The 26,744-nt window shown below is 40.6% G+C and carries 23 protein-coding genes, 2 pseudogenes and 1 riboswitch; of the genes and pseudogenes, 4 read left to right on the plus strand and 21 right to left on the minus strand.

The genetic code is table 11. The features are described 5' to 3' along the window. Positions 1–3: 3 nt before the first annotated feature. The 10 genes from pduL to GOP56_RS05260 all read right to left on the minus strand — a co-directional run bounded on the left by pduL (position 4) and on the right by GOP56_RS05260 (position 8,498). Positions 4–630 carry a phosphate propanoyltransferase gene (gene pduL / locus GOP56_RS05215; protein ID WP_003336347.1) on the minus strand — a complete coding sequence of 209 codons (627 nt, stop codon included), beginning with the start codon at positions 628–630 and terminating at the stop codon, positions 4–6. A gap of 121 nt (positions 631–751) precedes the next feature. Next, positions 752–1,045, minus strand: a complete 294-nt coding sequence (gene eutM / locus GOP56_RS05220; protein WP_003336346.1) for an ethanolamine utilization microcompartment protein EutM — start codon at positions 1,043–1,045, stop codon at positions 752–754. A 43-nt stretch (positions 1,046–1,088) separates the two neighbouring features. Next, entirely contained in the window at positions 1,089–2,570 is a 1,482-nt protein-coding gene (locus tag GOP56_RS05225; RefSeq protein WP_003336345.1) for an acetaldehyde dehydrogenase (acetylating), read from the minus strand. Further along, positions 2,567–3,220, minus strand: coding sequence for a BMC domain-containing protein (locus GOP56_RS24240; protein ID WP_121474321.1), 654 nt, complete (start codon positions 3,218–3,220; stop codon positions 2,567–2,569). The genes GOP56_RS05225 and GOP56_RS24240 overlap by 4 nt, the downstream gene beginning before the upstream one ends. A 16-nt stretch (positions 3,221–3,236) precedes the next feature. Next, on the minus strand, positions 3,237–3,890 hold the full coding sequence (eutL, locus tag GOP56_RS05235) for an ethanolamine utilization microcompartment protein EutL (protein ID WP_003336343.1): 654 nt from the start codon (positions 3,888–3,890) through the stop codon (positions 3,237–3,239). 31 nt (positions 3,891–3,921) lie between these two features. Continuing rightward, positions 3,922–4,695, minus strand: coding sequence for an ethanolamine ammonia-lyase subunit EutC (gene eutC, locus GOP56_RS05240; RefSeq protein ID WP_238547475.1), 774 nt, complete (start codon positions 4,693–4,695; stop codon positions 3,922–3,924). Positions 4,696–4,871: 176 nt separating this feature from the next. After that, entirely contained in the window at positions 4,872–6,236 is a 1,365-nt protein-coding gene (locus tag GOP56_RS05245; RefSeq protein ID WP_163244776.1) for an ethanolamine ammonia-lyase subunit EutB, read from the minus strand. Between the two features lie 19 nt (positions 6,237–6,255). After that, complete coding sequence (gene eutA, locus GOP56_RS05250) at positions 6,256–7,689, minus strand: ethanolamine ammonia-lyase reactivating factor EutA (RefSeq protein ID WP_121474322.1); 1,434 nt, start codon at positions 7,687–7,689, stop codon at positions 6,256–6,258. 12 nt (positions 7,690–7,701) lie between these two features. Next, positions 7,702–8,142 (minus strand): EutP/PduV family microcompartment system protein, encoded by a 441-nt coding sequence (locus GOP56_RS05255; protein ID WP_031415199.1) that lies wholly within the window; start codon positions 8,140–8,142, stop codon positions 7,702–7,704. 2 nt (positions 8,143–8,144) lie between these two features. Beyond that, positions 8,145–8,498: a BMC domain-containing protein gene (locus GOP56_RS05260; RefSeq protein ID WP_003339475.1), complete on the minus strand. Its 354-nt coding sequence runs from the start codon at positions 8,496–8,498 to the stop codon at positions 8,145–8,147. Positions 8,499–8,696: 198 nt separating this feature from the next. Between GOP56_RS05260 and GOP56_RS05265 the strand changes: the two genes are divergently transcribed. Together GOP56_RS05265 and mgtA are read left to right on the plus strand one after the other, a co-directional pair. Further along, positions 8,697–9,854, plus strand: a complete 1,158-nt coding sequence (locus GOP56_RS05265; protein ID WP_121474323.1) for a 1-propanol dehydrogenase PduQ — start codon at positions 8,697–8,699, stop codon at positions 9,852–9,854. 62 nt (positions 9,855–9,916) lie between these two features. Next, positions 9,917–10,092: riboswitch (M-box (ykoK) riboswitch) on the plus strand. Positions 10,093–10,417: 325 nt separating this feature from the next. Beyond that, a complete protein-coding gene (gene mgtA / locus GOP56_RS05270) occupies positions 10,418–13,021 on the plus strand; it encodes a magnesium-translocating P-type ATPase (RefSeq protein ID WP_163244778.1) in 2,604 nt (867 codons plus the stop codon). A 199-nt stretch (positions 13,022–13,220) separates the two neighbouring features. Here the strand turns inward: mgtA and GOP56_RS05275 are convergent, their stop codons facing one another. From GOP56_RS05275 to GOP56_RS05290, 4 genes and pseudogenes are all read right to left on the minus strand, one after another. Continuing rightward, a complete protein-coding gene (locus tag GOP56_RS05275; protein ID WP_003339480.1) occupies positions 13,221–13,595 on the minus strand; it encodes a DUF423 domain-containing protein in 375 nt (124 codons plus the stop codon). Positions 13,596–13,915: 320 nt separating this feature from the next. Continuing rightward, the gene (locus GOP56_RS05280) at positions 13,916–14,785 is read right to left on the minus strand and encodes a DMT family transporter (protein WP_022584764.1); all 870 of its coding nucleotides are present in this window, start codon (positions 14,783–14,785) and stop codon (positions 13,916–13,918) included. Between the two features lie 187 nt (positions 14,786–14,972). Further along, positions 14,973–15,578: a GNAT family N-acetyltransferase gene (locus GOP56_RS05285; protein ID WP_163244779.1), complete on the minus strand. Its 606-nt coding sequence runs from the start codon at positions 15,576–15,578 to the stop codon at positions 14,973–14,975. Positions 15,579–15,601: 23 nt separating this feature from the next. Further along, positions 15,602–16,461 (minus strand): annotated as a pseudogene (locus GOP56_RS05290) (effector binding domain-containing protein). A gap of 422 nt (positions 16,462–16,883) precedes the next feature. Between GOP56_RS05290 and GOP56_RS05295 the strand changes: the two are divergent. Then, positions 16,884–17,603 (plus strand): class I SAM-dependent methyltransferase, encoded by a 720-nt coding sequence (locus GOP56_RS05295; protein WP_371807982.1) that lies wholly within the window; start codon positions 16,884–16,886, stop codon positions 17,601–17,603. Positions 17,604–17,875: 272 nt separating this feature from the next. On the opposite strand, the gene GOP56_RS24245 is transcribed toward GOP56_RS05295, so the two are convergent. The 6 genes and pseudogenes from GOP56_RS24245 to GOP56_RS05325 all read right to left on the minus strand — a co-directional run bounded on the left by GOP56_RS24245 (position 17,876) and on the right by GOP56_RS05325 (position 24,363). Continuing rightward, entirely contained in the window at positions 17,876–19,066 is a 1,191-nt protein-coding gene (locus tag GOP56_RS24245; RefSeq protein WP_163244781.1) for a collagen-like repeat preface domain-containing protein, read from the minus strand. Between the two features lie 232 nt (positions 19,067–19,298). Further along, positions 19,299–19,858, minus strand: a pseudogene (locus GOP56_RS05305) (sugar O-acetyltransferase). A gap of 170 nt (positions 19,859–20,028) precedes the next feature. Then, a complete protein-coding gene (locus GOP56_RS05310; RefSeq protein ID WP_254068624.1) occupies positions 20,029–20,394 on the minus strand; it encodes a glycosyl hydrolase family 18 protein in 366 nt (121 codons plus the stop codon). A 695-nt stretch (positions 20,395–21,089) separates the two neighbouring features. Continuing rightward, positions 21,090–21,983: a BclA C-terminal domain-containing protein gene (locus tag GOP56_RS05315; protein WP_163244783.1), complete on the minus strand. Its 894-nt coding sequence runs from the start codon at positions 21,981–21,983 to the stop codon at positions 21,090–21,092. 611 nt (positions 21,984–22,594) lie between these two features. Further along, positions 22,595–23,473, minus strand: coding sequence for a collagen-like protein (locus GOP56_RS05320; RefSeq protein WP_163244790.1), 879 nt, complete (start codon positions 23,471–23,473; stop codon positions 22,595–22,597). A gap of 455 nt (positions 23,474–23,928) precedes the next feature. Further along, positions 23,929–24,363, minus strand: a complete 435-nt coding sequence (locus GOP56_RS05325) for a hypothetical protein (RefSeq protein ID WP_163244792.1) — start codon at positions 24,361–24,363, stop codon at positions 23,929–23,931. Between the two features lie 411 nt (positions 24,364–24,774). Between GOP56_RS05325 and GOP56_RS05330 the strand changes: the two genes are divergently transcribed. Then, a complete protein-coding gene (locus tag GOP56_RS05330; RefSeq protein WP_163244794.1) occupies positions 24,775–25,599 on the plus strand; it encodes an MBL fold metallo-hydrolase in 825 nt (274 codons plus the stop codon). A 142-nt stretch (positions 25,600–25,741) separates the two neighbouring features. Here GOP56_RS05330 and GOP56_RS05335 read toward each other — a convergent pair whose 3' ends face one another. Next, the gene (locus GOP56_RS05335; protein ID WP_096885870.1) at positions 25,742–26,731 is read right to left on the minus strand and encodes an acrylyl-CoA reductase family protein; all 990 of its coding nucleotides are present in this window, start codon (positions 26,729–26,731) and stop codon (positions 25,742–25,744) included. Positions 26,732–26,744 lie beyond the last annotated feature (13 nt).

The following is a 26,744-nucleotide window of genomic DNA, read 5'->3' on the forward strand; positions in this document are numbered from 1 at the left end:
CGGTCACTTCCTAACAAGTCTAGCAACTGTCCCTTTTTGATACCCGCAAGCGTTCGCCTCATCATAATCGAGATGCATAAACGTACGAAAATGTGGACTTACTCGAATGGTTACTTCTTGAAAGATAACCGGTCTCGTTCCAAGGACTTCCACACACACATTTTGCTTATCCGAAAGACCAAACCATTGAGCATCCTCAGCTGACATATGAATATGGCGTTTCGCAATGATTGCCGCTTTGACCGGAACTGATGCAAGCTGGGTAGCCAACGTAACTTCTGCACTTTCTGCTAAATTTCCAGATTCACGAAGAGGCGGTCTAATTCCCAGGGCAACTGCATCCGTTAAGGAAACCTCCACCTGTGTGTTTTGCCTTTCCGGCCCCAGAACAGCCACATTCTTAATCGTTCCTTTTGGGCCAATCAAATCAACCCGTTCCACGCAGCTAAATTGCCCTGGTTGGGATAATTCCTTAGCTTTCGTAAGTTGGTATCCCTCTCCAAATAAGATATCAATGATCTTGCGAGATAAATGCACATGCCTTCCTGAAGCTTCAACGGGAATAAACAGTTTTTGCTTAATTCCAGCCACTACTTTTTCCGCAATTTGATCAACCTGATCTTGTATCAACTCCACACCTCTTTTCAGTCATATGCTTGTTTATGTAAAGAGGGCATACTATCCGCTATTTAGCCTTCAGAAAACCATTTTTATCAAAAGAAAGCTTGTAAGGGATAGTATGTTCCTGTATTTAGACTGGTTGTTGCTTGGACTTAGGAAGAATGCTATCCACCTCAGTATGAGGGCGTGGAATAACGTGTACAGAAATCAGTTCGCCAATTCGTTCTGCCGCCGCTGCACCAGCATCGGTTGCCGCTTTTACTGCCCCGACATCCCCACGTACCATTACGGTTACCAAGCCGCCGCCTACCTGCTCTTTACCAACCAGCTCAACATTAGCTGCTTTCACCATGGCATCTGCTGCTTCAATCGCGCTCACAAGTCCTTTTGTCTCAATCATACCTAACGCATTTGTACTTGCCATTTCAATTCCTCCGTTTTTCATGTCATCTATTTACAACAAAATGCTAAGAGATGCAGTTGCTCTGCTTCAATTCGAGTAGGACTTTTTGGATAATGGAATTCACTAAATCATCATGAACTCCAAACCCTCCCCGCGTGTTACAAGCCACTTGGTGTGGACGTAGTGCCTCTAGTTCCCTAACCCCATAAGCAATGCGTCGAATATTAATTAAGTTCATAGGTCCTACGTTATCTGAAGTAGAATTGTTACCCACTGCTCCACAGCCCAATGTTAAAGCAGGTACTAAATTGGTTGTTCCCCCGATTCCACCCAATGCTGCTGGTGTATTTACTAAAAAGCGAGATACAGGCTGACGTAGACCAAAGTAACGAATAACCTTCTCATCCTGTGCATGAATAATACAAGTATGGCCTGCTCCCTCATGTAGCAAAATTTCTTCACATAAATCACATGCTTTCTCCATACTTTCGGCTGTGTAGAATCCTAAAATAGGAGCCAGTTTTTCCCTTGAGAAAGCTACTTTATAGCCCACCTCTGTTTCCTCTGCAATTAAAAGTCTTGCGTTAGCGGGAACTGTGATCTTAGCTAAATTGGCAATATGTTGTACACTCTTCCCTACGATTTGCGGATTCATTGAACCATTTTCTCGCATAATCAATCGTCCAACTTTTTCCTTTTCATCTGGGGTTAGAAAATAAGCTCCCTGCTTTTTAAATTCTGCTATTACCTTCTCTTTCATGCATCTTTCCACGACGACTGACTGTTCGGAAGCACAAATTGTTCCATTATCAAAGGTTGAGCTATCAAAAATACGCTTGACTGCATTCTGCAAATCAGCAGATTTATCAATGAAAGCAGGCCCATTCCCCGATCCGACACCGATTGCCGGCGTTCCCGAACTGTAGGCTGCTTTTACCATTGCTGAGCCGCCTGTTGCTAAAATCAGCTGAACATCTTTGTGTTTCATCAATTCGTTGGTTCCTTGAATGGTAGGCATCTCCATACAAGTCACAATATCTTCAGGACCACTTGCTGAGGCAATTGCTTCCCTTATGATCTTTATCGTTTCCAAAATACATTTTTTCGCATTTGGATGAGGGGAAAAAATAATGGAATTACCGGCTTTCATGGAAATAAGGGATTTATATAAGACAGTAGAGGTTGGATTCGTTGATGGGATTAATCCAGCGATTACTCCTACTGGCACTCCTACCTCGATGACTTTTTTCACTGTATCCTCGTTTAAAATCCCAATCGTTTTTAGTTCCTTAATATGCTCATAAACGACCTGACTGCCAAACAGGTTTTTGATTACCTTATCCTCCCAGATGCCAAAGCCAGTCTCTTCTACCGCTAGCTTTGCCAATCGTTCGGCATGTGCGACACCAGCATTTGCCACTGCTTTAACAATGGTATCAATCTGCTCCTGGGACATTTTACTCAAAGTCCTTTGAGCCGTATTCGATCTCTTTATCAGATTTCTTACTTCTTGTACGGAAAGTAAGTCTTTATCAGAAAGCATCATGTAGTTACCCCTTCTTTATGCATTTTGGTAATCTCCTGAACAAGCTGAGCTTTTTTGGCTTGTCTCACTTGCCTATTGTTAATCGTCACGATTCCTAATCGTTTCGCTTCCTCTCTTAGCTCACCAACTGTCATTTTCTCTAGCTGCTCCGCCTGACTTTCAGGTAGTGGAATGGTGGCGTTATCCGAGTTAGCCAACGGTGGCGATGCTGTATCCGCAAGAGCCTCCCCTTGATCGGGTAGCAATTCACTATCAAGGTCTTGTAGCTCTTCGGTTGTTTTTGATTTGCCCGATTCTCCAAGCTCCTTCGGCTGAGGAGGTGTTTGGGTAATTTGTGTGGGCAGCCTGCGGTCTCTTGGTTGGAATGGTAAGCTATTCGGCTGTTCCACCATTCGATATAAGTTATCATCTGGATTTGAGATCACATGCTTAGAAATTAGTGTGCCAACTCTATTCACTGCTTCTGCCCCTGCTTCCACAGCGGCAGTAATTGCTGACACATCTCCTGTAATTTTTACGGTAACAAAGCCATTTTTTATTTTCTCCAACCCAATCAAGGTAACATTAGCTGCCTTCATGGCCGCATCCGCTGCTTCTATAGACGCCAACAGCCCTTTTACCTCAATGAGTCCTAAAGCATTTTTTCTCATAGGATCACCTTATTACTTAATAACTTTGTGGATTTTCTGCAACATATTGGACGGCATCGGCAAATGCATCACATGCTGCCTTACAAGCGGATTGACTTCCTGTTAGCAATGCACCACCGAAGTTGGTCTCCGAGGGTGGACCGTAGAATGTCGCCAGCTTAACATCGGCTGCTTTCAAGGCAGCATCAAGGGCATACATTGCTTCTAAAGGAGGTGCAATCAGGTAGGCAATAGCTTCTGCATCCTCTAAATTTGCCATCTTGGACAAATATGTTCCTGGTCGAGAAACACAATGAGCAAAGTAAGCGATAGAATCATCATCATTAGCACTGACAAAATGAGCTCCATTATGAATGAAATCGACCGCTGTATGTAAGCCACTTCGAATTTCTGCTGGATTTGGACCAGCCAATATTCCTATTACTTCTCCCGCCAGCTTCGAATTGGCATTGGCAGCTCCTGCATACATTGATTTGGCATATACGACATCAACGGCTGCCTCTTTTGTCGCTTCATCCAAAGCAGTATAGGTTACATCGTCGCTGTCAGCCGTTATAATCCCTAAGCTTTTTTGGTTCGGTTGTAGCTGAAATGCTTTTACCATATCGGGAGCCACATTTGGGATGATTTTTACACTCAACACATTCGCCCGAAGTGCATCATTCTTCATTCAAAATTCCCTCCTAAGGACAATGGGGAGTTTATAGTTTTAAATCGATTCCGCTCGCTTTTTTCTCCAGCATAGTCTTAATCAGCTCTGCAATATGGGCACCTGCTTCAACAGGAGGTGTTCCGCCCTTATGGATATTGGAGATAACTGTGCGGCGTGCTTCTGGCATATTAATCGTCGCCTTGTAGGCGATATAAGCACTCATCGACTCTGCTGTGACCAGACCTGGACGCTCACCAATTAATACACAGGTTACGTCTGCTCCAAGTATCTCGGAGATTTGATCCATAGCGCCAACACGGCCTAATTTTACAAAAAATGGTGTTCCTACCTGAATTTTATACCCCTCTAATCCTTGTATGATCGCTGGTAAAATATCCTTTGCATTCGCTTCTACCGCAGCAGAGCTTAACCCATCAGACACATAGATTTGAACTTGGGGCTGCTTCTGACAGTTTTCCTTAATCTTTTGCAAGCCCTCTTCAGATATTTTTCGTCCCAAATCCGGCCTGGTTAAATATTCATCCTTATCCTTACAAAGAGTCTGTACGCTAAAGAGATTCATCTCTTGTAAGAACTGTTCATCTACATGTGAAAACACAGCGTCCTGTGCCGCAGCATGGTCCGCCCGAAAGCGAAGCGTGGTTTCTGTCTTATACCGAGGACCTGCACGCCAAATTCCCAGACGGGCGGGGGTGCGTTCTTTCATTTTCAAATAGCCTTTTGCATCTACTGGATCAGGCACTAACAATTGGCTTTTTAGATCAATTTTCGTAATATCATCAATAGCTCCATCGGAAGGCATCTGCGGTTGGACAACCCATCCACCACCGACATTAGATTCAGGTCGAGGCTTGGCGGATTTCATTTCAATTTTTCCCTCCGTTCTCACTGCCCCTTCATTGGAGGTTAATTCCAATAAAACCTGTTCTACTACTTTTCTGATGTCATTTTCTTGAAGCATGCTCTAGCCTCCATTCCTTACGCTAGGAAAACAGATGCATCCCCAGCACGTTTTGTTAGCTTACCATTCTCGATGAATCCCATTTTTTCCATCCATTTTTCAAACTCAGATATCGGCCTTAAATGAAGCAGTTCACGCAAAGTTGCTGTTTCATGATAACCAGTTGTTTGATAGTTCAGCATCACATCGTCTCCATGGGGAATACCCATGAAATAGTTACAGCCAGCCGTGGATAAAAGAACCGCCAAATTCTCGATATCGTTTTGATCCGCTTTCATATGGTTCGTATAGCAAGCATCACAGCCCATGGAAATACCGGTTAATTTCCCCATGAAATGATCTTCCAAACCTGCGCGAATGACCTGCTTACTGTTGTACAGATACTCAGGTCCAATGAATCCCACTACGGTATTTACCAGAAACGGGTCGTACTTCTTAGCAAAACCATAGCAACGTGCTTCCAGCGTTACCTGATCCACACCATGATGAGCCTCAGAAGATAGCTCAGAGCCTTGTCCTGTCTCAAAATACATGACATTTGGCCCGGTTGCCGTTCCGTCTCTGTGTGCCAATTGACGTGCCTCTTCAATCATGTCCCCTGAAATTCCGAAGGCTTCATTTCCTTTTTGAGTACCAGCAATACTTTGGAAAATAAGGTCGGCTGGAGCTCCCTTACGGATTGCCTCCATCTGGGTAGTCACATGAGCTAACACACAGTTTTGCGTAGGAATTGACCATTTTTGCTTGAAATCCTCAAATCTCTTCAATACCCGACTTACGCTTTCAACGGAATCATCTACGGGATTTAATCCAATAACAGCATCACCAATGCCAAAGGTAAGCCCCTCCATTAAGGAAGCTGTAATTCCGTCTGGATCATCTGTGGGATGGTTGGGCTGCAATCGAGCTGACAGTGTGCCCTCATAGCCAATTGTTGTATTACAGTGGGCTTGAATACGGATTTTTTTTGCTCCATAAATAAGGTCCAAATTCGACATAAGCTTCGTGACCGCGGCAACCATTTCACTGGTTAGCCCCCTGCTAATTCTTTTAATATTTTCCTCTGTTGTATTTTCATCAAGAATCCATTCACGTAGCTCAGAGACTGTCCAGTTCTTTATTTCGTTATAAATTTTTTCGTTGATCCCATCTTGAATGATCCGTGTCACTTCATCTTCTTCATAAGGAATAGCTGGATTATTCCGCAGATCAGCCATTGTAAATTCACTCAGCACAATTTTAGCTGCTACCCTCTCTTCTGAGTTTTCCGCCGCGAGGCCAGCCAATTTATCTCCTGATTTTTCTTCGTTTGCTTTTGCCATGACGTCCATCACATTTTTAAATTGATATGCATTTCCGAAAAGGGTTGTTTTAAGTTTCAACGCCGTCACCTCATAACTGTTAGGAATGAAATACTAGAGTTTTAATGATTACAGGTAATACACGGCCGTTTGCCAGTGGTTTTCCTATATCGATGTAATCGCCGTTTTCTAAGCGGATGCTATCAATGCATACAACCTCTTTCGAAAATTGCAGTTGCCTATGCATCGTCTGACCTAACACTTTGGCAAAATCCATTTCAACAATGACCACCAAGGGCAAATCTGCTTTTATTAACGCCTCCATACCACCGATTAAAGCTTTGGCAAGCTCCTGAATTTCTGTAAAGCTTGGGCTTTTTTTCCCACGAATAGCAATGGCAACAGGCTGCCATTCGTTTTCTAATATGAACCAACGTAATTTTTCCTGTAGGACATTTTGTAAATGAGCAAAGCCTTGTGATTCATCCTCATCTGTTAGCTTTAAAATAGGCAGATTTTTCATAGGAAAGTTTTCCTCTGTGTATGTAATCGTGCTCCCACTTATCTCGGTTGTATGCGTCCCTGCTCCAACGACAGTTGCCCGAATCGTCTCTGCGGCTTGCACCAATTTCAGTTTTTCGCAAAGAGATGATTGGCGAATCGCTTGTCCTAGCAAAATTCCTATATCCCCGTAAGCTAGTACATCATCAGCTTGCGGATGATAGACATAATCTGCCACTCCGCCAGAGAAAGAGATGTATTGCGGGTGAATCCGATCATCAATCCCATGATGGGTTACAATGGTTGAATAAAATGGGGTACGCTGTGTCAGATTGACGGACTGCTCCAGCAGGCTCACCATTTCCACTACTACTTTTCGCAACTGTTCGATATCAGCTATATCCCCCTCTTTTACCTGTAAATTCCGCTCGTTGATAAGCTGCTTGATTTTATCAGCAATGTAGGTAATTTTACGTGTAGAGGGTTCGATTTTTATGAGCCTGCCTCCAATATCCAAACATCCTGTATTCACCAATTCCCCGTCGTTAAATACAGCTAAATTGGTTGTGCCACCACCAATATCTAAATTGACAACACTAGCCCCCTTCTCTTCTGATACCTTGTCTATTCCAGCTCCCTTTGCCGAAATAATGGATTCAAGATCAGGACCGGCCGTTGCCACAACAAAATCTCCGGCAAAACCACTCAAACTCTGCAATACATCCCTTGCATTTTGCTTTCGAGCAGTCTCGCCAGTGATAATGACAGCACCTGTTTGCACGTCACTAGGCCGAACATGTGCTTGTTGATACTCTTTTTCTACAATCCTGCGAACCGCGTCACTATCAATCTCGGTCTGGGAAAGTAACGGAGTAAAATGAATGTCGCTTCGATAGATAATCTCTTTATCCACGATCGTAATGCGCGGAACTCCAAAAGCAGATGCTGTATTTTCGATGCCAATCTTGCTAAATACGAGTTGTGTGGTTGATGTACCAATGTCTATTCCGACACTAAGCACTTCCTCTTTCATTCTGTTACCACCTCAAGTGTTTCCTGCGAGCAATTCCTTGATTTTCTCAAGACCTTGTTTTTCATAGCTACTCACATGAAAAATTTGTTGTGCTCCTGCTTCACGTAAAAACTGTTCGGCACGCTCCAGCTCTTCCTTTTGATTACACCGATCTACTTTAGTAACAATCCCAATCACTGGTTTAGCAAAGGCGCTAGCAAATTGAACGGGGAACAAACTAGCTTGATCCGTGCAAGCTTGTACGAATCCAATCAAATCACACTCTGCTGAGGTTACGATAAGTGCACGGTAATAATTACGGTTCTCAATATACTCACCAGGCGTATCAATAATATTTTCTACAGTTTCAATCATCTGTGTTTTATGGTAGCTGAGTTTTGTATTCATAAGGGCTTGTGTCAGAGTTGTTTTTCCACAGCCCGTTCTACCCACTAGCATTATGATTTTTCCCATAGCTATGACCTCGTTATCGATGTAGCTGAAAAATGTAAGACTTCAGAGAGCATTTTCAGAACTTCTCGTAGCGCAGATTCCACACTTGAGATATCACCGGTAATGACAAGTGAACCACTGAATCTATCTACGAAACCAATGGAAACATCCGCAGATTTGGTGGCAACATCTGCTGCAATGATGGAAGCCTCGCTTGGCGTGATCGTTAGGATTCCAATCGCTTTGATATTTTCAGAGAGAAGACCCAGCTTTTTATATAGATCGGGATTGGGATTTGCAATCAAGTGGGCTAGAGTCACCTGCTTTCCTGGAACATATTCTTGAATGACACGTTGTTTCTCTTCCATATGCTTCATCACCACACTTCATAGTTATTATGATTGTTAGCTAGACAAAGTATGCTTTAAGTCAAACATGTGTTTATGAAAAAATGGTTAAAATAAATCAAGCTGATAAAAGACAAAATAACACTATGTCTGCTTATTAAAGGAGAAAGCTATGAAATCGGAACCCTACCTTGTGATAGATATAGGATGAGTTGAAAGGAGACAGATATGAACCATTTTCAAATAAAAACGAGCATTCATTTCGGGACAGATGCTTTATCTAGTCTTCAGCGTATAGAGAATAAACGTATTTTCGTGGTAACCGATCCCTTCATGATTAAGTCCGGGATGATTGATAAGGTAAAGCTTCAGCTAGAGGAAAAAAACGAACATATCACCATTTTTCATAATATCGTGCCAGATCCTCCCCTCGAAAACATCGTGAATGGTATACAGGTCATGAGTGCAGCCGATCCTGATGTCGTGATCGCTTTAGGTGGCGGATCAGCAATTGATGCAGCAAAAGCAATTTGTCTGTTTAACAATCGCCTGAATCAAAAAGAAGCGATTACAAAAGAGGTAACATTCATCGCCATTCCAACTACGAGTGGGACTGGTTCTGAGGTAACGAGTTTTTCGGTTGTTACAGATCGGACTAAAAATGTAAAATACCCGCTCGTTTCTGATGAAATGCTCCCAACTGAGGCAATCCTTGACCCGGAGCTCGTAAAAACTGTCCCTCCATTTATAACAGCTGATACCGGAATCGATGTGCTAACGCATGCTCTGGAAGCCTACGTATCTACGCTTGCCTCAGACTTTACGGACGCCTTCTCGGAGAAAGCCATACGACTTGTGTTTGCCTATTTAGAAAAATCATTTCGAAATGGGGAAGATCATCTTTCACGTGAGAAAATGCATAATGCCTCCTGTATAGCCGGACTTGCCTTTAATACAGCCTCACTGGGCATTAGCCACAGTATGGCGCATATTATTGGAGCCAAGTTTCATATTCCTCATGGGAGGAGCAATGGCATCGTGTTGCCGTACGTTATCGAATACAATGCTCACATTAAAGGGTATACAAATCGAAGTTTCAGCATAGCGGCCAGTAAATATGCGGAAATCGCTAAGCTTTTGAATTTGCCCGCCTCTGATACACGGAACGGAGTAAAAAATCTGATTATCGCAGTGAAAAAGCTTCGAAAGGATTTAGGAATGCCCGCGTCTCTAAAAGAAGCAGGAGTAAAAAAAGAGGAGTTTTATCAGGAGCTGGATAGTTTAGCCGAGATAGCAATGAAGGATAAATGTACAATTACAAATCCGCGTTCCCCTAGCATTGGGGATCTAAAGAATCTTTTTGAACAGGCTTTTTTAGGAAATTAGGTACCAATATTAATTTTGCTATTGACAATTTCGAATTGTACCAGTATCATTCACTATAACAATTAAGTCCTCGTTAGGTGAGGCTCCTATACAAACATAGGCCACTGCCCAGAAATATCGAAAGATGCCCATGGGTAGAACAGGAACTGTCGGATTAAGGCTTTTCTTAAGGTGGCTAAGAGATTGTGTTACTCTCTTTACGTTGTATAGTGCCAAAACTCGACTAGGGGGAGCGAAAATGCTTTTTTTGGCTATGCATATTTCCAACCCTCTAGTTATTTCTAGAGGGTTTTTCATTTTGTAAAGGGGGGATTCCACATGGAAGGCAGTCCTAGTAATCAATGTAAACAGCTATATCAATCATCTGTAACAAGAGAGAAGCATATTTTCTATGCCCTTACATGTTTGCTATGCTCTTTTTTTCGCCCTCCTTTACCAACTACGTGGGTGTATTTAAGTATGTGTACATGACATGCGAGTGCATAGAAAAATAGTGCAGCTAGCTCTCTCTTTTACAGGGAGAGTTTTTTTGTGTCTATTTTTCACACTCGGGAGGTACTACCATGAAACAACGTAAACACATTACAAAAGCATCGTTGAACCACGACATTTCTTCTCGTCTCCTTGACGCATCTACCTCGAATATCGATAACCTTATGGAAGCCTTGGCTACATCTATGACAGGATTATCAGAATCTGAGGTCAATAAGAGATTAAATCAATACGGTCAAAATCAAATTGCCCAAGAAAAACAGGCAGCCTGGTACATTCAGCTCCTGTTATGCTTCAAGAACCCATTTATTCTAATATTACTCGGGCTAGATATATTCTCTTATTTTTCAAATGATCTAGAAGCGTCCATCATCATTAGTACGATGGTTTCCATTAGCGTACTTATCACTTTTACCCAGGAGTTCCGTTCCAGACGGACAGCAGAAAAACTAAAAGCGATGGTCAAAACCACCGCAACTGTAACTCGCCAATCCATAAAACAAGAGATCGACATGGAGAAGCTAGTACCAGGAGACATCATTCATCTATCAGCTGGTGATCTTGTTCCAGCAGACGTCCGAATCCTTCATTCTAAAAATCTGATTGTAAGTGAATCGGCTCTCACTGGAGAAGCTTTCCCCGTTGAAAAACAAGCTACTGTTGAACCATCTCTTCACGCATTAGAGTGTTCCAATCTTTGTTATATGGGAACAAATGTGATAAGCGGAGCCGCCACTGCCCTAGTGATATCAACCGGTTCTTCTACTTACTTCGGCTCCATGGCAAAAACATTGGTCGATAAGCGTCCAATGACAAGCTTTGATAAAGGAGTCAACAGTATCACCTTTGTCCTGATTCGCTTTATGCTGATTATGGTCCCTATTATTTTCTTCATTAACGGCTTTACAAAAGGGGATTGGTTGGAAGCCTTTTTCTTTGGATTATCCATCGCTGTTGGCTTAACACCAGAAATGCTTCCGGTTATTGTAACGGCTAATCTAGCCAAAGGTGCAATTAGCATGGCACGCAAAAAGGTAGTCGTAAAGAAACTCAATGCGATTCAGAATTTAGGGGCTATGGATATTCTATGCACCGATAAAACTGGAACACTTACACAAGATAAAATCGTTGTAGAAAAACACGTTGATATTCACGGTAATGATGATGAGAATGTATTGAAATATGCTTATTTGAACAGTTACCATCAAACAGGGTTAAAAAGCTTACTGGATGCTGCCGTCGTAGAGCATGCAATCCATAGTGATGTTACGGGGATCGAGGAAAAGTATCAAAAAATAGATGAAATCCCCTTCGACTTTCATCGTCGTCGGATGTCAGTGGTATTAAAAAACAATGAAGAACGTATTCTCATCTGCAAAGGAGCTGTAGAAGAAGTTCTGGATCATTGCTCTCAAGTATCTAGTAACGGACAGCTCATGCCCCTCACATCACAAGTAGCGGATAACATAAAAAAAACGGTGCATGTTTTAAACACAGATGGTCTACGTGTCATCGCCGTAACCATCAAGTCTTGTGATTCTCGGGATCATGTGTATAGCATGGAGGACGAAAGTGAATTAATTCTGGTTGGATTCCTCGGATTTTTAGATCCACCAAAGGAAAGTGCCGCAAGCGCCATCCAAAAGCTACATGCTAGCGGGGTCAATGTTAAGGTCCTTACAGGAGATAATGCAGTGGTTGCTCGTAAGGTTTGCACAGACTTAGGCCTGCAGGTTGATCAGGTAATTGTCGGGAGCCAAATTGATGATGTAACGGATGAAATGTTAGCTGATTTAGCCGAAAAGACAACGGTGTTTGCCAAGCTGAATCCGTTACAGAAGGCAAGAATCGTTCGTGTGCTACAATCCAAAGGGCATACGGTAGGGTTTATGGGGGATGGAATCAATGATGCTGCATCCTTGCGCGAGGCAGATGTGGGAATTTCTGTAGATTCAGCAGTCGATATTGCAAAGGAATCAGCAGACATCATTTTGTTAGAAAAGAGCTTGTTGGTATTAGAAGATGGAATACTGGAAGGACGTAGAACGTTCGGAAACATTATTAAATATATCAAAATGACAGCTAGCTCCAATTTTGGTAATGTCTTTAGCGTATTAGGGTCAAGTGCATTTCTCCCCTTCCTTCCGATGTTACCCATTCATTTATTAATTCAGAATTTATTTTACGATATTTCACAGCTATCCATTCCTTGGGACAATATGGACAAAAAGTTTTTGCAGACTCCAAGAAAATGGGATGCGAAATCGGTAGGGCGTTTCATGCTTTTCATTGGCCCTATTAGCTCAATCTTCGACTATGCTACTTATTTCGTCATGTATTATGTATTTGCAGCCAATACCATTGCCGATCAATCTTTATTCCAATCCGGCTGGTTTATCGAAGGCTTATTGTCGCAGACGCTTATTGTGCATATGATTCGTACAGAAAAAATACCATTTATTCAAAGCCGAGCTAGTTTACCCGTTTTACTTTTAACTAGTATCGTGATGATAGCAGGTATCTATATTCCATTCTCTACTTTTGGAGCAAGTGTTGGATTACAGCCGTTACCACTTGAATATTTCCCTTGGCTGGTAGGCATCTTACTTTGCTATGCACTTCTCACCCATCTCATAAAAAAATGGTACATTCGTACTTTTAATGAATGGCTATAAGGTAAGTAAATCATTCTGGCAAAGCTACTTACTTCGCTTTGGGTCCACAGCTACCTGTCAACTGGACCCAAAGCAGATAACCTACCTAGTACGTAAATTATTTACGAATATCATTCATTTGAGGAGCTTCTGGTCATTCATCTATTATGTTAGCAGTAAACGAACGTTTGATGAAAGACAAGCTACACCGGTGCTCCTCTTATGATTTCTTTCTCACTGCCAGAACCACAAACAACCAACCTAACAAGAAACAGACACCACCGATTGGAGTGATAGCACCTAGCATTTTGACTCCTGTTACACATAAGAGATACAAGGAGCCTGAGAAAATGAGAATCCCAGCCAATAAAAAAGTACCAGCCCATTTCAGCATAGCAGTTTCCCCTACTTGCTTCCCTAACAGCCCAATGAATAACAAGCCTAGGGCATGATACATTTGGTAACGTACTCCTGTTTCAAAAGTGGCTAAGCTTTTGGCATCTAGCATCTTTTCAAGTACATGAGCACCAAAAGCTCCTAAGGCTACACCTAACAATGCTAGTATAGCGCCCGCTGTTACGTAACGTTTTAGCATAATGTCCCCCTTACTTTTCTCTAACACTTCTCATTTTTTGTCAGAAAGCATGCTTGATCCTATCATAGCATCTCTTCTTGTATGGAAAAAACAGAAGGGACCCATAATCCATGGAGAAAGCGTGACGAAAAAAGAAACTGATTTTGGTCAGCTCTCTTGTTTTATGCATCATAATGTAGTGCATCTCGACATTCGTAAAAGTACCAGTACATCCATTTTACATAGAAAGCGTTTTTTTCTGTATACGTAAGGATTAAAAAGTTGATTGTACACAAAAAAGCTGATCAGCAAGTGACACCGATCAGCTTTTTTCCTGATGTCTATTCTTCACGAATGACTAATAGTACACCAATAAAAATTAATATCGTACCTATCCAAAAAGAGAAACCAATCTGTTCACCTAGTAATAACCACCCTAAAAAAGAACCGACGATTGGTTGGAAAAAGAAAAATAAACCGCCACTTGAAGCATTAAGCAGCTGCAGTCCACGATTCCACAGCAAAAAGGCACATGCAGTCGAGATAAGCCCCAAGTATAAAAGCCCGCCCCAAATAGTTGGATGCGTCATGGTTTGAAAATCGAGCTTAGCTAATCGGCCAATCGTAAAAGGGGTTAGAACAACAATCGCAACAAGAATGGCATAGCTCGTTACGACAATTTGTGAATATTGCTCCGGTACACGTTTAATCAAAACAGACATAAGTGACCACGTCAGTGCAGCAATAAGCAGCGATAAGCCCCCAAGCTGGTGAGACGAATCAATATGTCCATTTCCAACAATAATACAAACTCCAATCGTTGCTAAAAAAATAGAGATTGCCTTTTTATACGTAATTTTTTCTTTTAAAAAAATACGCGCAAATAGCACCATAAATGCAGGTGTGGTTGAAGTGATAATGGCCCCTGTTTGTGCAGTAGAAAGCATCGTACCAACTTCCTGTGTCACGATTGAGAGGGTATTTCCAATAAGGCCAATGATGATAATTAATGGCCAGTCTCGTTTTTCAATCCGCCATGATTGTTTTGTTATAACACCGATCATTAGCAATGCACACATGGCAATTACATAGCGAAACCATACTAATTCAAGTGGTGGCACGAGGTCTACCACTGCTTTTACAACAACATACATCCCGCCCCAAATGCTAGCAGCGAGTGATAAATATAAAGAGCCTAATAATTTTTTCATGTTGTACCCTCCGTTTTAGATGGACAATTCTGTCCTTAACGGAGATGGAATTATTCTACCGTTAAGGAAGAATAACTACAGGTACATCATTTTCAAATAATGGTGACCACATCATCAGCTAACAACTCCCTTTCAAAGCGTTTAGCTTATCGTACAATACTTTTGTTGCGGATGGAATCCGTAATTCTCAGTAATCCTCTTCATTTGAGGTATTCCTTTTGCTACGATTGATGTAGTCCTCCTTTAGTAAACCATATATCTCCAAATCTACTACACCTTTACCAGACCATAAAAAAGCTTGTCTTACTAACCCTTCTTTTATAAATCCATTTTTTACGATAACTTTCTTTGAAATCTGATTTGCAGGCATGATCTCTGCTTGGATTCTATTAACATCAACCTCTTCAAATAAAAATCTTACTAATTCCGCAACAGATTCAGTTGCAATACCTTTTCCCCAGTATTCCTCTGCCAAAAAATAACCAATCGAAACCATATTCACTTTTTGATTAAAATCCATACATTCCATAATTCCAACCAGCTTACTCGCTTCATTTTTTTGAAAAATCCCCCATTTAATTCTGCTTTTCTTATGATAATCCCTATCAAAATGGTCAATCATTTTCCTTACAGTTTGTAAATTATGCTTAGGAATAATCCCACAATACGTAAACACTTTATCATTGTCGTAGATTGTAAAGACCTCTTGTAAATGCTCCTGTTCTATTTTTTTCAATATGAAATGATCAGACTCCAATACTGGAAAATCCCCAAAAATCTTTCCAAAATTCATTTTATTCTTCTCTCCCTAGATTTCTATTTGATTGGTATATATATTTTCATTTTCATGTCATTTGGATATATGGAGTTCAAGACATCTGTAATCTCAAAATCCGGCCCATCTCCTCTCTCATATTTGGAGTTAAGGAACCATGTACCATAAATGTATCTTCTCGTATTTTGGACTAATTCAGCGGGTCCATTGACCTTGAATTTAGCATATTTACCCTCCGGAATTTCAAGATTCACAAAACCCTTTTCTAATGTTGTATTCATCTCCTTCACTTCTTCACCAATAATAAAAGAAAATTGACCTTCATCATGAAAATTTGTCGATATACCAAATGACATAATAGGTGAACTTCTTCTAGGTATCTTATGATAATATCTGTTTTTCCCAAAATCTATATAGAATGTAGGAATTTCCTTAAAATATTGTTCATGATTTAAACTCGTTTTGTACTCATAACCAATAATATGTTTCTTATTTAAAACAACAATTTCAGGTTTATTCATAATTAGATCACCTATCATCTTATTTTTGTCATCCAAAAAGTTTGTTGTTTTATAATAGTTCCCCCTCTTCGATAGTTAGCTGGGGTCAATCCAAAATGATTTACAAATGCTCGGGTAAATGCTTCCTGGGAACCATATTGAAAAAATAACGCTATTTCCAATATGTTCTTTCGTGTTTCCTTTAGTAATACAGCCGCTTCTGAAAGTCTTCTGCTTCTTATATACTCCTGTACAGAAAAACCTGTAATGGCTTGAAAAATTCGTTGGAAATGAAACGCTGAAAAACAAGATTTCGAGGAAATTTCAGTAATTTTTACTTCCTCTTGTAGATTTTTTTCGATAAATTCAATTGAATCTTGTATTCTTTCGAAATAATCCATTCGTCAACACCTCTTGGATATTAATCATACACTTCCTGTAAAAATATTTTTGATAACTTGTGCTATCTTTCAAGGTAAGGGGATTCTTTTTTTATGTAAAATAAAATGGACCCTCTAGGGCTGATAGTTCCCCCAACTCACCCAAAAGAGGTAAGATCGAAACGTAGATCTTAACGGGTTACCTCCGTGATCAGGTCCAAAGGATTCGTGAATTTTGGTACGAATCAAAGAAGAGTGGTACCTCGAAGGTAGAACCTATCGCCTCTTTGTAGGTGATGGGTTTTTTTATTTTTCCAAAAAGGAGGGGAAGAATGTGAACGACGTTATTGAGTATTATTCTAATTTTGATGAGTGGAGAAGGTTGGATAGGGAACTTCTAGAGTTCACTATAAATTGGCATTACTTGAGAAAATACTTACCCTTTGTCCTGTTATTTTCTAGATATTGGCGCTGGCCCCGGTAAATACTCATTTGAATTAGCGAGAAATGGATACAACGTGACTCTTTCCGACATAACCCCCAGATTAATCGATATTGCAAAAGAAAAGGCAAACGAGTTAGGATTAACAAATAAATTTCGGGGGTTCCATGTGCTAAACGGAACTTACTTGGATGGAATTTCAAGTAACTCCTTTGACGCTTCTTTAATGATGGGGCCGTTATATCATCTTCAGAAGGAAGACGATCGAGAAGCTGCGGTTAAAAAGTTACATCGAGTTACCAAGTATAACGGTACCGTTTTCGCGGCCTTCCAAAGTCGAATGAGGATGCTCCTTACATCTTTGATCTACCCACGATTCTGGAAACCAAATGATAATATGGTATCAATAAATAAGTTTATTGAAGATGGAACTTTTAAACATAATGATAAAGGTCGATTTACAGGAGCATATTATTACAATATTGAAGATATAAAACCATTTATGGAGAACAATGGGTTCGAAACCATTGACTTGATTGGATCTTCCAATATTGGTGCATTATTGAACAACGAACAAACACAATATTGGATTGAACAAAGAGAGAAGGATAAATTGGTTAATTTACTTATAAGGATATCTAATGATCCATCAGTCTTAGGGGTATCCTCCCATTTGCTTTATATTAGGGAGAAAGAAATAATCAGTGATTTGCTCAACTAACAGGGTTCGATAGTTCAGGCTGCCTTTCGGCAGCCTGAGGATGACGAGAAATCCATGATCTCCTTGCGGGGCTGGACAAGATTCACGTCGAGTTCGGGATTGTGGCCATGGCCCACAATTTACTGAAAGTGGCAGGCATCCGCCTCGCTACTTTCCTGCAAAAGCAAACGCAGAAAAAAGTTGGGGACTTATTGGACAGCCTCATTGGAATTATAATCTATTTTCATTATAATTCGGTTTTAAATCATAGAACATCAGAACTTTAAATCTTATCACCCCACTCTGACAAAAGTAATATATGCTGCAGCACCTGCAACCTGCGTTAAATTAAAGCTATTGGTACCATCGTTAATAATTCTCACTGTATCCCCTGCTGCTAAAGGTAGCATAGAACTATTAGTCATCCAAGCATCAAGACTGGAAGTAGTTCCACTTTTAAGGGTCGTATCACTACGACCGAATCCACCTGTAAATATAATGGTATTAACCGGCAATAGCGTAGTTGATGCAACGGTATAGTGTATCCCGTAAATGATTAAATAGGTGCCGGCAGTAATGATAGTAAATGTGTCAGATCCTGCTGCATGAGAAACACCAACAGGTGGCACAGGGTTTTGATTAAACGGTATACCCCCACCAACTGGTATAGTTACTGTACCATTTGCTGTGTTAAGGGAAAAAGATGCAAAACCAGCAAGTGAACTAATTGATGGACCAGTGGCTCCGGTTGCTCCGGTTGTCCCTGCCACACCAGTAGCGCCAGTGGCTCCAGTGGCTCCGGTGGCTCCAGTGGCTCCAGTGGCTCCAGTAGCCCCAGTTGCTCCAGTGGCTCCAGTGGCTCCAGTAGCCCCAGTGGCTCCAGTTGCTCCGGTGGCTCCAGTGGCTCCAGTTGCTCCAGTTGCTCCAGTGGCTCCAGTTGCTCCAGTTGCTCCAGTTGCTCCAGTGGCTCCAGTGGCTCCAGTAGCCCCAGTGGCTCCAGTTGCTCCGGTGGCTCCAGTGGCTCCAGTTGCTCCAGTTGCTCCAGTGGCTCCAGTTGCTCCAGTTGCTCCAGTTGCTCCAGTGGCTCCAGTTGCTCCAGTTGCTCCAGTTGCTCCAGTGGTTCCAGTGGTTCCAGTGGCTCCAGTGGCTCCGGTTGCTCCAGTGGCTCCAGTAGCCCCAGTGGCTCCAGTTGCTCCAGTGGCTCCAGTGGCTCCAGTTGCTCCAGTTGCTCCAGTTGCTCCAGTGGCTCCAGTTGCTCCAGTGGCTCCAGTGGCTCCAGTGGCCCCCGTAGCTCCGGTGGCTCCGGTTGGACCCGTTGGACCTGTCGGGCATTCAATACAGGTAATAAACGTAGATCTGCAAGTGGTAGAAGAACTGTGGCTACAATGTTTATGCGCAAACAGTGGATCTTTTCTTAAATAAATATCTAACTCCGATTGAATAATGCTGTCGTAAATCTTGTCAATTTCAAAACGATTGTCCAACGCAATAACACCTTCCTTTCTCCTTTACAGTATTCAAATTAGTAAAAAGTGTATGGTGTAAATAAACTATTTTTAGAAAAATGTGCCTTTTCGTTGTACATGTAAAGGTATGTTCATCACCCTTTAGCCAAAAAAAGAAGCGTCCAAATTCATCATTTAGACGCTTCTTCCCTTATGTATTTAACTCTGTAGCAAATCGTAATGAGGTATTTTAATTTCTATCCTGTAATTTTTAAAGTACAATCTCTTTACTAATCACAGCTGGGTTTCCTCCTACGACAACGTTATCCGGCACGTTTTTCGTTACGACAGCTCCTGAAGCGACTACTACATTATTTCCAATCCTAACCCCTGGATTAATGATAGCCCCCCACCAATCCATACAAGATTGCCAATTACAACTGGTTTCCCATATTCCAAACCACTTGCCCGCTCTAATGGATGGAGAGGATGCATAGCCGTATAAATATGAACACCTGGTCCCAGCATACAATGCTCGCCTATACGTATTTCACAAACATCAAGCATGATGCAATCGTAGTTAGCAAAGAAATGCTCTCCAAGATGAATATTGTATCCATAATCACATCGAAAGCTAGGCTGTATAACACAATCCTCTCCCTTCGTACCGAATAGCTGAGATAATATGTCCTTTCGTTCTTCCTTTTCGGTTTCTAACGACTGATTGTACAATCTCGTCAGCCTACTAGCTTGTTGACGCTCCTTGCTCAGCTCTATATCGGAGGCATCATATAATTCATCGTTTATCATTTTTTGTTTTTCTGTTTTCATAACGCCATTCTCCTTATTCACACATCAACTACAATTACAGCTATGTTAACATGCATAAAAGAAATAATGGTATAACACTTAAGGTTAATAGAGACATAAAAAAATCCATCCCTTCAATGTGAGGGATGGATTTAGCGATTATACATTCCATTTGATAAAAGGATGTACCGTTACATCGCTACAGCCTTTTTCATTTCTAAATAAGTAGGCTCTGTAATTAGCCCTAATCGCCATAGAGAACTGCCCATAGAGATACCTAGGATCAGCTTCTCTTTTGGCACCTGCTTTAACGCAAGCTGGATAGCCTCATTTACTTTGTCCAAATTCTCCGGCTGTCCCTTTTGTCCATAATCATACGCCATGATAATCAAATCGTCTGCCATAGCACTTAATTGTGCATAATCATAGCCTTTATAGGAACCGTTTGGCGAATGCAAGATTAGTGACAGCTTTTTACCTTCCTGATGTAACACAGGAGCTAACTGTCCAATAAATTCCGTGTATAGACGTTTCTCAAGCTCGACATCTCCGCTCAAGCCCAATCCTTCCATATCTGTTAATCTAATCTCTCAGCATTATTAATAGCCCTCAATAAATCTTCTTTCGTTAAAACTAGCTCACAAAGCTTTGTATCGTTAACGTCATTACGTTAATCATTATGTACTCACCATCAGACATCTGGGCTGATGTACTATCAAATTGAAGCCATCTGTTAGACACCTTACAAGGAACAAATCCACGTTGGCATGATAATTCCTCCCTGTTTTTCTCATTCCACTAATCTTAGTGTTAAAATTATGATTATTACTCCCTTAGAAGATGATATTTATATAACTTGCCTTTGAGCTAATAACAGATTATGCAAGTAAATTAGGTATAGTACTTGATTTATACAAAATAAACTATTATTTATGTACATGATAATAAGTTCATTCTATTATTTCTGGGTTCACCGATATTTCCTATTTGTCATATTTAGCTATTCCAAACATAATATTTTGAATGAAAATGACATTCGATATAAAGATTGCAAAAGAAAATCGTTTCCTTAATTCTCAGGGAACGATTTTCTTCATTTTAACTCATCTGTCTTTTCTTTGATTGCATGGATTTGTAAAAAGATAGGTACATGTTTCATTTACCTGACAAGCTTATAACGGGTATGTTCATTGCTAGGCATTAACGGTTTTTTAGTGATCCGAAAAGTTGATTTATTTTTCGAATTTTCTTATCATTCTAGCCGTTGAATGGTTAGAAAAGCCCCTTCTATACCGTTTCCTAAAAAACTAACAGCGACATTATCACCCATTACCTGAAGGGTAATTTTATCTCCTTTGATTAAGTTTTCCTGAGTTTCAGCCCCAAACGTATTTGTCTGTTTTCCTCCACTTTTAGAGGTATTAATTTCAACTGTATTATTTCTTACTAATCGGGTAATAAGAGTAAAAGAACCGGACGTGGTGATATTATATCTGAGAATATAACGTCCATCTTCTGGAACGATGAAGGCTCTGTTCGCATCTTCAACTGTGAAACTATCCAATTTTTGATTGTCAGGAAGAGGGAGATTTATCCCTTCTGGTGGTACAACAATAACAAAGGGATTAGTAGGGGGTGTTAAAGTGGCAGTCATCGTGTTGACGTATAGATTTGGTCCTATTGCTCCTGTTGGACCTGGTGCTCCTGTTTGCCCCATTGATCCGGTAATTCCTGTCGCCCCTGTTGGTCCTGTCGCTCCCGTTTGACCAGGAGGACTAAAAATTCCTGATTGTGTTGGACCTGTCCATCCTCTGTCTCCTACGTCTCCAGTAAAGCCCGTTGCCCCTGTTTCTCCTGTTTCTCCGGTAGAGCCTGTTACCCCTGTTGTCCCAGTTGCTCCAGTAAGTCCCGTTGCCCCCGTTGTTCCAGTTGCTCCGGTAGGTCCCGTTGCTCCTGTTTTTCCAGTTGCTCCGGTAGGTCCCGTTGCTCCTGTTTTTCCACGTATAAATGTACAACAAAATGTAGAAGATGAGGAGGATAAATGACATGAACGCTTCATGTGTATTGGATTTTTTTTAGCAAACTCATCGAGATCAGTATGTTTAATTTCATCCCATATTCTTTTTATATCGTGTAATTCTTTCACGATCTACACCTCACTTTTTATCTCAAGATATTCTACACATAGGAAATACTCTTGTACAAAAAGAACCCTAGCTTAAAATGGTTGTTTTATACAGTAAGTAGTACAACTATCTGCAATTAAAAGAAATCTTCTTTTACAAAATTATGCACTATCTCATATATAACTAAGACTAAGTAGTTTGCTGTTTTTGTTCCACTGTTAATCACTGTTTGTGATATTATTAGCTAGATTGACCTTCAATCAATACAATTAACTTAACTGAATAGTCATAATTCGTTTCATATCCTTCCTTATGCTTAACATGGCATCTCAAACATCACAACTTCTATAAAATAATGGTCTTCATTAAAAATATATCATTTTAATTCTTTTTAATATATGCAGTTTGATTCCTCTTTTCAAATAATCGTTTATAGAAGAAAAATCGTTTCCACATTTCTTAGGAGACGATTTTTCTTCATTTCATCCTTGTTTTAGCTCATGTTGCCAATCGTGTCATTTATCAAGCTCGTAATTGATAGATTTTTGAGATTTCCAATATCTCAAGCTCTTTAGCATGTTCACTCGAAGCATATAACGTGATCTGCTAAACTAGCATCTAAAATTTTTGATTATTCTAGACGTTGAATGGTTAGAAAAGCCCCTTGTATACCGTTTCCAGCGAAATTAAGAATAACATTTTCTCCCATTACCTGAAGAGAAATCTTATCTCCTTTTATTAAGTTTTCCTGAGTTTCTGCAGCAAACTTATCAGTTAATTTCCCCCCACTTTTAGAGGCGTTAATTTCAACTGTGTTATTTCTTACTAATCTGGTAATAAGAGTAAAAGAATCAATTGAGGTGATGGTATATCTGAGTGTATAACGTCCATCTTCTGGAACTATGAAAGCTCTGTTCTCATCCACAGCGATAAAACCATCTAACTTTTGATTGTTAGGCAAAGGAAGATTTATCCCTTCCGGCGGTACAAAGATAACAAAAGGACTAGTCGGGGGTGTTAAAGTAGCAGTCATGGAATTGGCACTTATATTTGTCCCTGTTGCTCCGGTCTCTCCTGTCGCACCAGTAGGTCCCGTTGCTCCTGTTTTTCCTGTGGCTCCTGTAGGCCCAGTTTCCCCCATTGGCCCTGTATTTCCTGTGGCTCCAGTAGGTCCCGTTGCTCCTGTTTCTCCGGTAGGTCCTGTTTCTCCGGTAGGTCCTGAGGCTCCTGTAGCTCCGGTAAGTCCCGTTGCTCCTGCGGCTCCAGTAGGTCCCGTTGCTCCTGTGGCTCCAGTGGGTCCCGTTGTACCTGTGGCTCCGGTAGCTCCTGTTCCTCCAGTGGGTCCCGTTGCTCCTGTTTTTCCACGTATAAATGTCCAACAAAATGTAGACGATGAAGAAGACATACCATATGGTCTCTTCATGTATATTGGATTTTTCCTAGTAAACTCTTCAAGATCGGTATTTACAACTTCGTCCCATATTTTTTTTATATCGTGTAGTTCTTTCACTATTCACACCTCGCTTTTACTACCAAAATATTCAATGCCTAAGGAATTTTCTTGTACAAACAGTACCTCGTCTTAAAAATTGGCACTTTTCTAAAAAACACTTCTTTACCAGGTTTCTCTAACGTAAGACGTACTGTTTAAGACTTTCTACATTAACAACATCTTCTACAGTCATCCATCAAAAATCCTCATCGTTTCTATCTTGATTCATTTAATTTATGTAACAGTGCTTTCAAACTTATCTACCCATCTTATCTTCTAGCGGATCCTATCATGCCTTTACTCTCTTTTGTCTCTTTCTATCGGACAATTGAAAGGCATAATCATACTGTAGAGAGTCAGATAATCTTTGACAAAATTCAGCTAGCTCATCCTCATCAATAATAGGTTTCTCGATCGTTTCTAATCTTCATGAAGCTACTGGAACATCCTTGATCTAGGCAAAATAAATTTTGTTAGTCCTTAGTCATTTTTTTAAAAATAATCATTGTGGCAAGAGATATATGATAGAAAAGTAGTGATCCACCTATATAAACAATATAAGCTTTATAGCAACATATTTTTTGTAGAATATCCCCTTTAGTTAATCCGAAGAAAATCAAGGCTATGGAAATACCTGCTAACGAATATAATCCAAGATGTACAAAATAAAGCTTACTTTTGTTCGATATTCCCATTCTATTTGTAATAAAATCGATTAAGATCGTGCATGGAATTCCAATAAGCAAAAATATTGGAATGGAATACATTAGATAGATAATCAATAAAGTCACAAAAGGAAAATAATAGGTATTTGGCTTGCGTGCTATCATTGGGGTATATTCTGCTACTGCAACAACTAGACAAAAAAGCATTGCTGTAACGACCCCAGCAAAGATTCTATGTAGCATTGCACTTCCTCCCTTTTTACTAGCCTACTAATAGTTCCTATTCATTAGTTTTACTATGGTGTAAAAACTGTGGTTGAAGGGCTCCCAGTCTTTCAGTCTTTCAGTCTTCAAGATTTCAAGATTTCAAGATTTCAAGCTCTGATGCTCCTCAAATTGTCGCGAAAGTCTCTGCTACCTTTTTTCGTTTTTATGTAACAAATAAACAAAATTTATAAGCCCAAATTATATATTAAAATAAAAATCCCGTAACGCAACAAAATAAACTTACTTTTATGATTTTTCGATAACTTTGTGAAAGCTAGTTTTTTTTAAAAGCACTTCAGCTCAAAAAATAAGTCTCCTTTGTCTAGTTTCATGTATAGTAAGTATAGAATATACCGAAAATACTAACATTTAATCAGGAGGGTACATATGCAACATTTCATCTGCACTACCTGCGGAGTTCAATATTCTAAATGCAAGGAAGCACCGCTTTTTTGCCGTATTTGTAAGGAGGAAAGACAATTTGTGAATCCTCTTGGGCAGGCATGGACAACTCTCGGGGAGCTACAGCAAAATGCAGACTATACGAATGAAATTGTAAAAAAAGAAGACGGATTATTCAGTATTACGACAAAGCCAAAGTTTGCTATAGGACAGAATGCGTATCTCTTACAAAGTCATGGGTTCCAGCTTTTATGGGACTGTATTACCTATTTGGATCAATCAACCATTGAGCAAATACAGGGTCTAGGTGGTATCCAAGCAATTGCTCTTTCCCATCCACATTATTACTCTACTCAGGTAGAATGGGCTGAAGCCTTTAACGTACCCGTCTATGTGCATGAAGATGATAGAGAATGGATCACCCGTCCTAGTGAACATATCGTGTATTGGTCAGGAGAATCTCATAGTATAACGAATCAATTGACTATTCATCGCTTAGGCGGACATTTTAAAGGCGGGTCTGTCTTACACTGGAAGGATGGGAATAACGGAAAAGGTGTTCTTTTAACAGGAGACATCATTCAAGTAGTAGCGGACAATTCTTGGGTGAGCTTTATGTATAGCTATCCGAATTTAATTCCATTACCAGCTAAAAAAGTAAGAGAAATAGCCGCTAAAGTACAGGGTTTACCATTTAATCGTTTATATAACGCGTTTCATGGAATCGTTGCCGAAAATGCTAATGAATCCGTACAAAAGTCTGCAAAACGCTATATCAAGGCTTTAGAAGGAAGCTTATTTGAAACCTGATACGTTCATATAAAAATGCAATACAAGCAAGACTGTTGGGATTGCCAGCCTTGCTTGTTTGTTTTTTTGACAAAATAGAGGAACCTAAAGCTTTCACATAACACCTAACTTATTTTTTCCTAAAATATGCACTAAGGTTTTACTACAATTTCACTATCGTCCGTCCACGTATCTGCCCCTCTAAGATCTGTGAAAGCGTCTTAGGCAATTCCTCCAAGGTAATTTCCTTAACCATTTGATCTGTCAAATGCTTGGGTTTCATATCGGATGCTAGACGTTCCCATACCATTTTGCGTTGATTCATCGGGCAATAGACGGAATCGATGCCAAGTAGATTCACGCCACGTAAAATGAAGGGATATACACTTGTAGACACATCTGTTCCTCCCGTCAAGCCACTTAGAGCAACAGACCCCCCGTACTTCATGGTCGAAAGGAGATACTCTAATGTTTTCCCTCCAACAGGGTCTACTGCTCCAGCCCAAAGCTGCTGGCGCATTGGCTTGTCATCCACGGCAACAACCTCATTACGGTGTAAAATAGTAGTGGCGCCTAGTTCTTTTAGATAGGCATGCTCACTTTCTTTGCCTGTACTAGCCGTCACTTCATATCCATTTTTCGCTAAAATATCAACTGCAACACTGCCTACACCACCTGTAGAACCAGTCACCAGAACAGGTCCCTGCTCTTTCGACAAACCATTCTCCTCTAGTCGAATAATAGATAAGGCCGCTGTAAAGCCAGCAGTCCCCAAAATCATTGCTTCCTTCATTGTTAAACCATCGGGTAGGGGCACAACCCATTTAGCCGGAACTCTAGCTATCTCACTAAATCCCCCAGGATGAGATACACCTATTTCGTAGCTTGTAGCGATTACCTGATCACCTACTTGATATCGTTCATCCGTCGAGGCGATTACTATGCCCGCCAAATCAATTCCTGGAACCATTGGATATTTGCGAATGATCCGATTCGGAAGTGTTGCCATGCCATCCTTGAAATTAACACTGGAATAGGCAACACGAATCGTCACTTCTCCCTCTGGTAAATCAGCTATGGACCGTTCTTGTATCTGCATGTTGGATTGACCATTTACAACATCCAGCACAAGTGCGCGATAGATATCCTGCATGAAATCCACTCCT

It is taken from the genome of Brevibacillus sp. 7WMA2, from assembly GCF_010748895.1.
Taxonomy (GTDB): domain Bacteria; phylum Bacillota; class Bacilli; order Brevibacillales; family Brevibacillaceae; genus Brevibacillus_B; species Brevibacillus_B halotolerans.

Excerpts from the sequence above, each read along its gene's own strand:
- eutM (WP_003336346.1), bottom strand. The coding sequence starts at position 1,045 with ATGGCAAGTACAAATGCGTTAGGTATGATTGAGACAAAAGGACTTGTG.
- GOP56_RS05225 (WP_003336345.1), bottom strand. The coding sequence starts at position 2,570 with ATGATGCTTTCTGATAAAGACTTACTTTCCGTACAAGAAGTAAGAAAT.
- GOP56_RS24240 (WP_121474321.1), bottom strand. The coding sequence starts at position 3,220 with ATGAGAAAAAATGCTTTAGGACTCATTGAGGTAAAAGGGCTGTTGGCG.
- eutL (WP_003336343.1), bottom strand. The coding sequence starts at position 3,890 with ATGAAGAATGATGCACTTCGGGCGAATGTGTTGAGTGTAAAAATCATC.
- eutC (WP_238547475.1), bottom strand. The coding sequence starts at position 4,695 with ATGCCTTCCGATGGAGCTATTGATGATATTACGAAAATTGATCTAAAA.
- eutA (WP_121474322.1), bottom strand. The coding sequence starts at position 7,689 with ATGAAAGAGGAAGTGCTTAGTGTCGGAATAGACATTGGTACATCAACC.
- GOP56_RS05255 (WP_031415199.1), bottom strand. The coding sequence starts at position 8,142 with ATGGGAAAAATCATAATGCTAGTGGGTAGAACGGGCTGTGGAAAAACA.
- GOP56_RS05260 (WP_003339475.1), bottom strand. The coding sequence starts at position 8,498 with ATGAAGCATATGGAAGAGAAACAACGTGTCATTCAAGAATATGTTCCA.
- GOP56_RS05265 (WP_121474323.1), top strand. The coding sequence starts at position 8,697 with ATGAACCATTTTCAAATAAAAACGAGCATTCATTTCGGGACAGATGCT.
- mgtA (WP_163244778.1), top strand. The coding sequence starts at position 10,418 with ATGAAACAACGTAAACACATTACAAAAGCATCGTTGAACCACGACATT.
- GOP56_RS05275 (WP_003339480.1), bottom strand. The coding sequence starts at position 13,595 with ATGCTAAAACGTTACGTAACAGCGGGCGCTATACTAGCATTGTTAGGT.
- GOP56_RS05280 (WP_022584764.1), bottom strand. The coding sequence starts at position 14,785 with ATGAAAAAATTATTAGGCTCTTTATATTTATCACTCGCTGCTAGCATT.
- GOP56_RS05285 (WP_163244779.1), bottom strand. The coding sequence starts at position 15,578 with ATGAATTTTGGAAAGATTTTTGGGGATTTTCCAGTATTGGAGTCTGAT.
- GOP56_RS05325 (WP_163244792.1), bottom strand. The coding sequence starts at position 24,363 with ATGCTACATAGAATCTTTGCTGGGGTCGTTACAGCAATGCTTTTTTGT.
- GOP56_RS05330 (WP_163244794.1), top strand. The coding sequence starts at position 24,775 with ATGCAACATTTCATCTGCACTACCTGCGGAGTTCAATATTCTAAATGC.
- GOP56_RS05335 (WP_096885870.1), bottom strand. The coding sequence starts at position 26,731 with ATGCAGGATATCTATCGCGCACTTGTGCTGGATGTTGTAAATGGTCAA.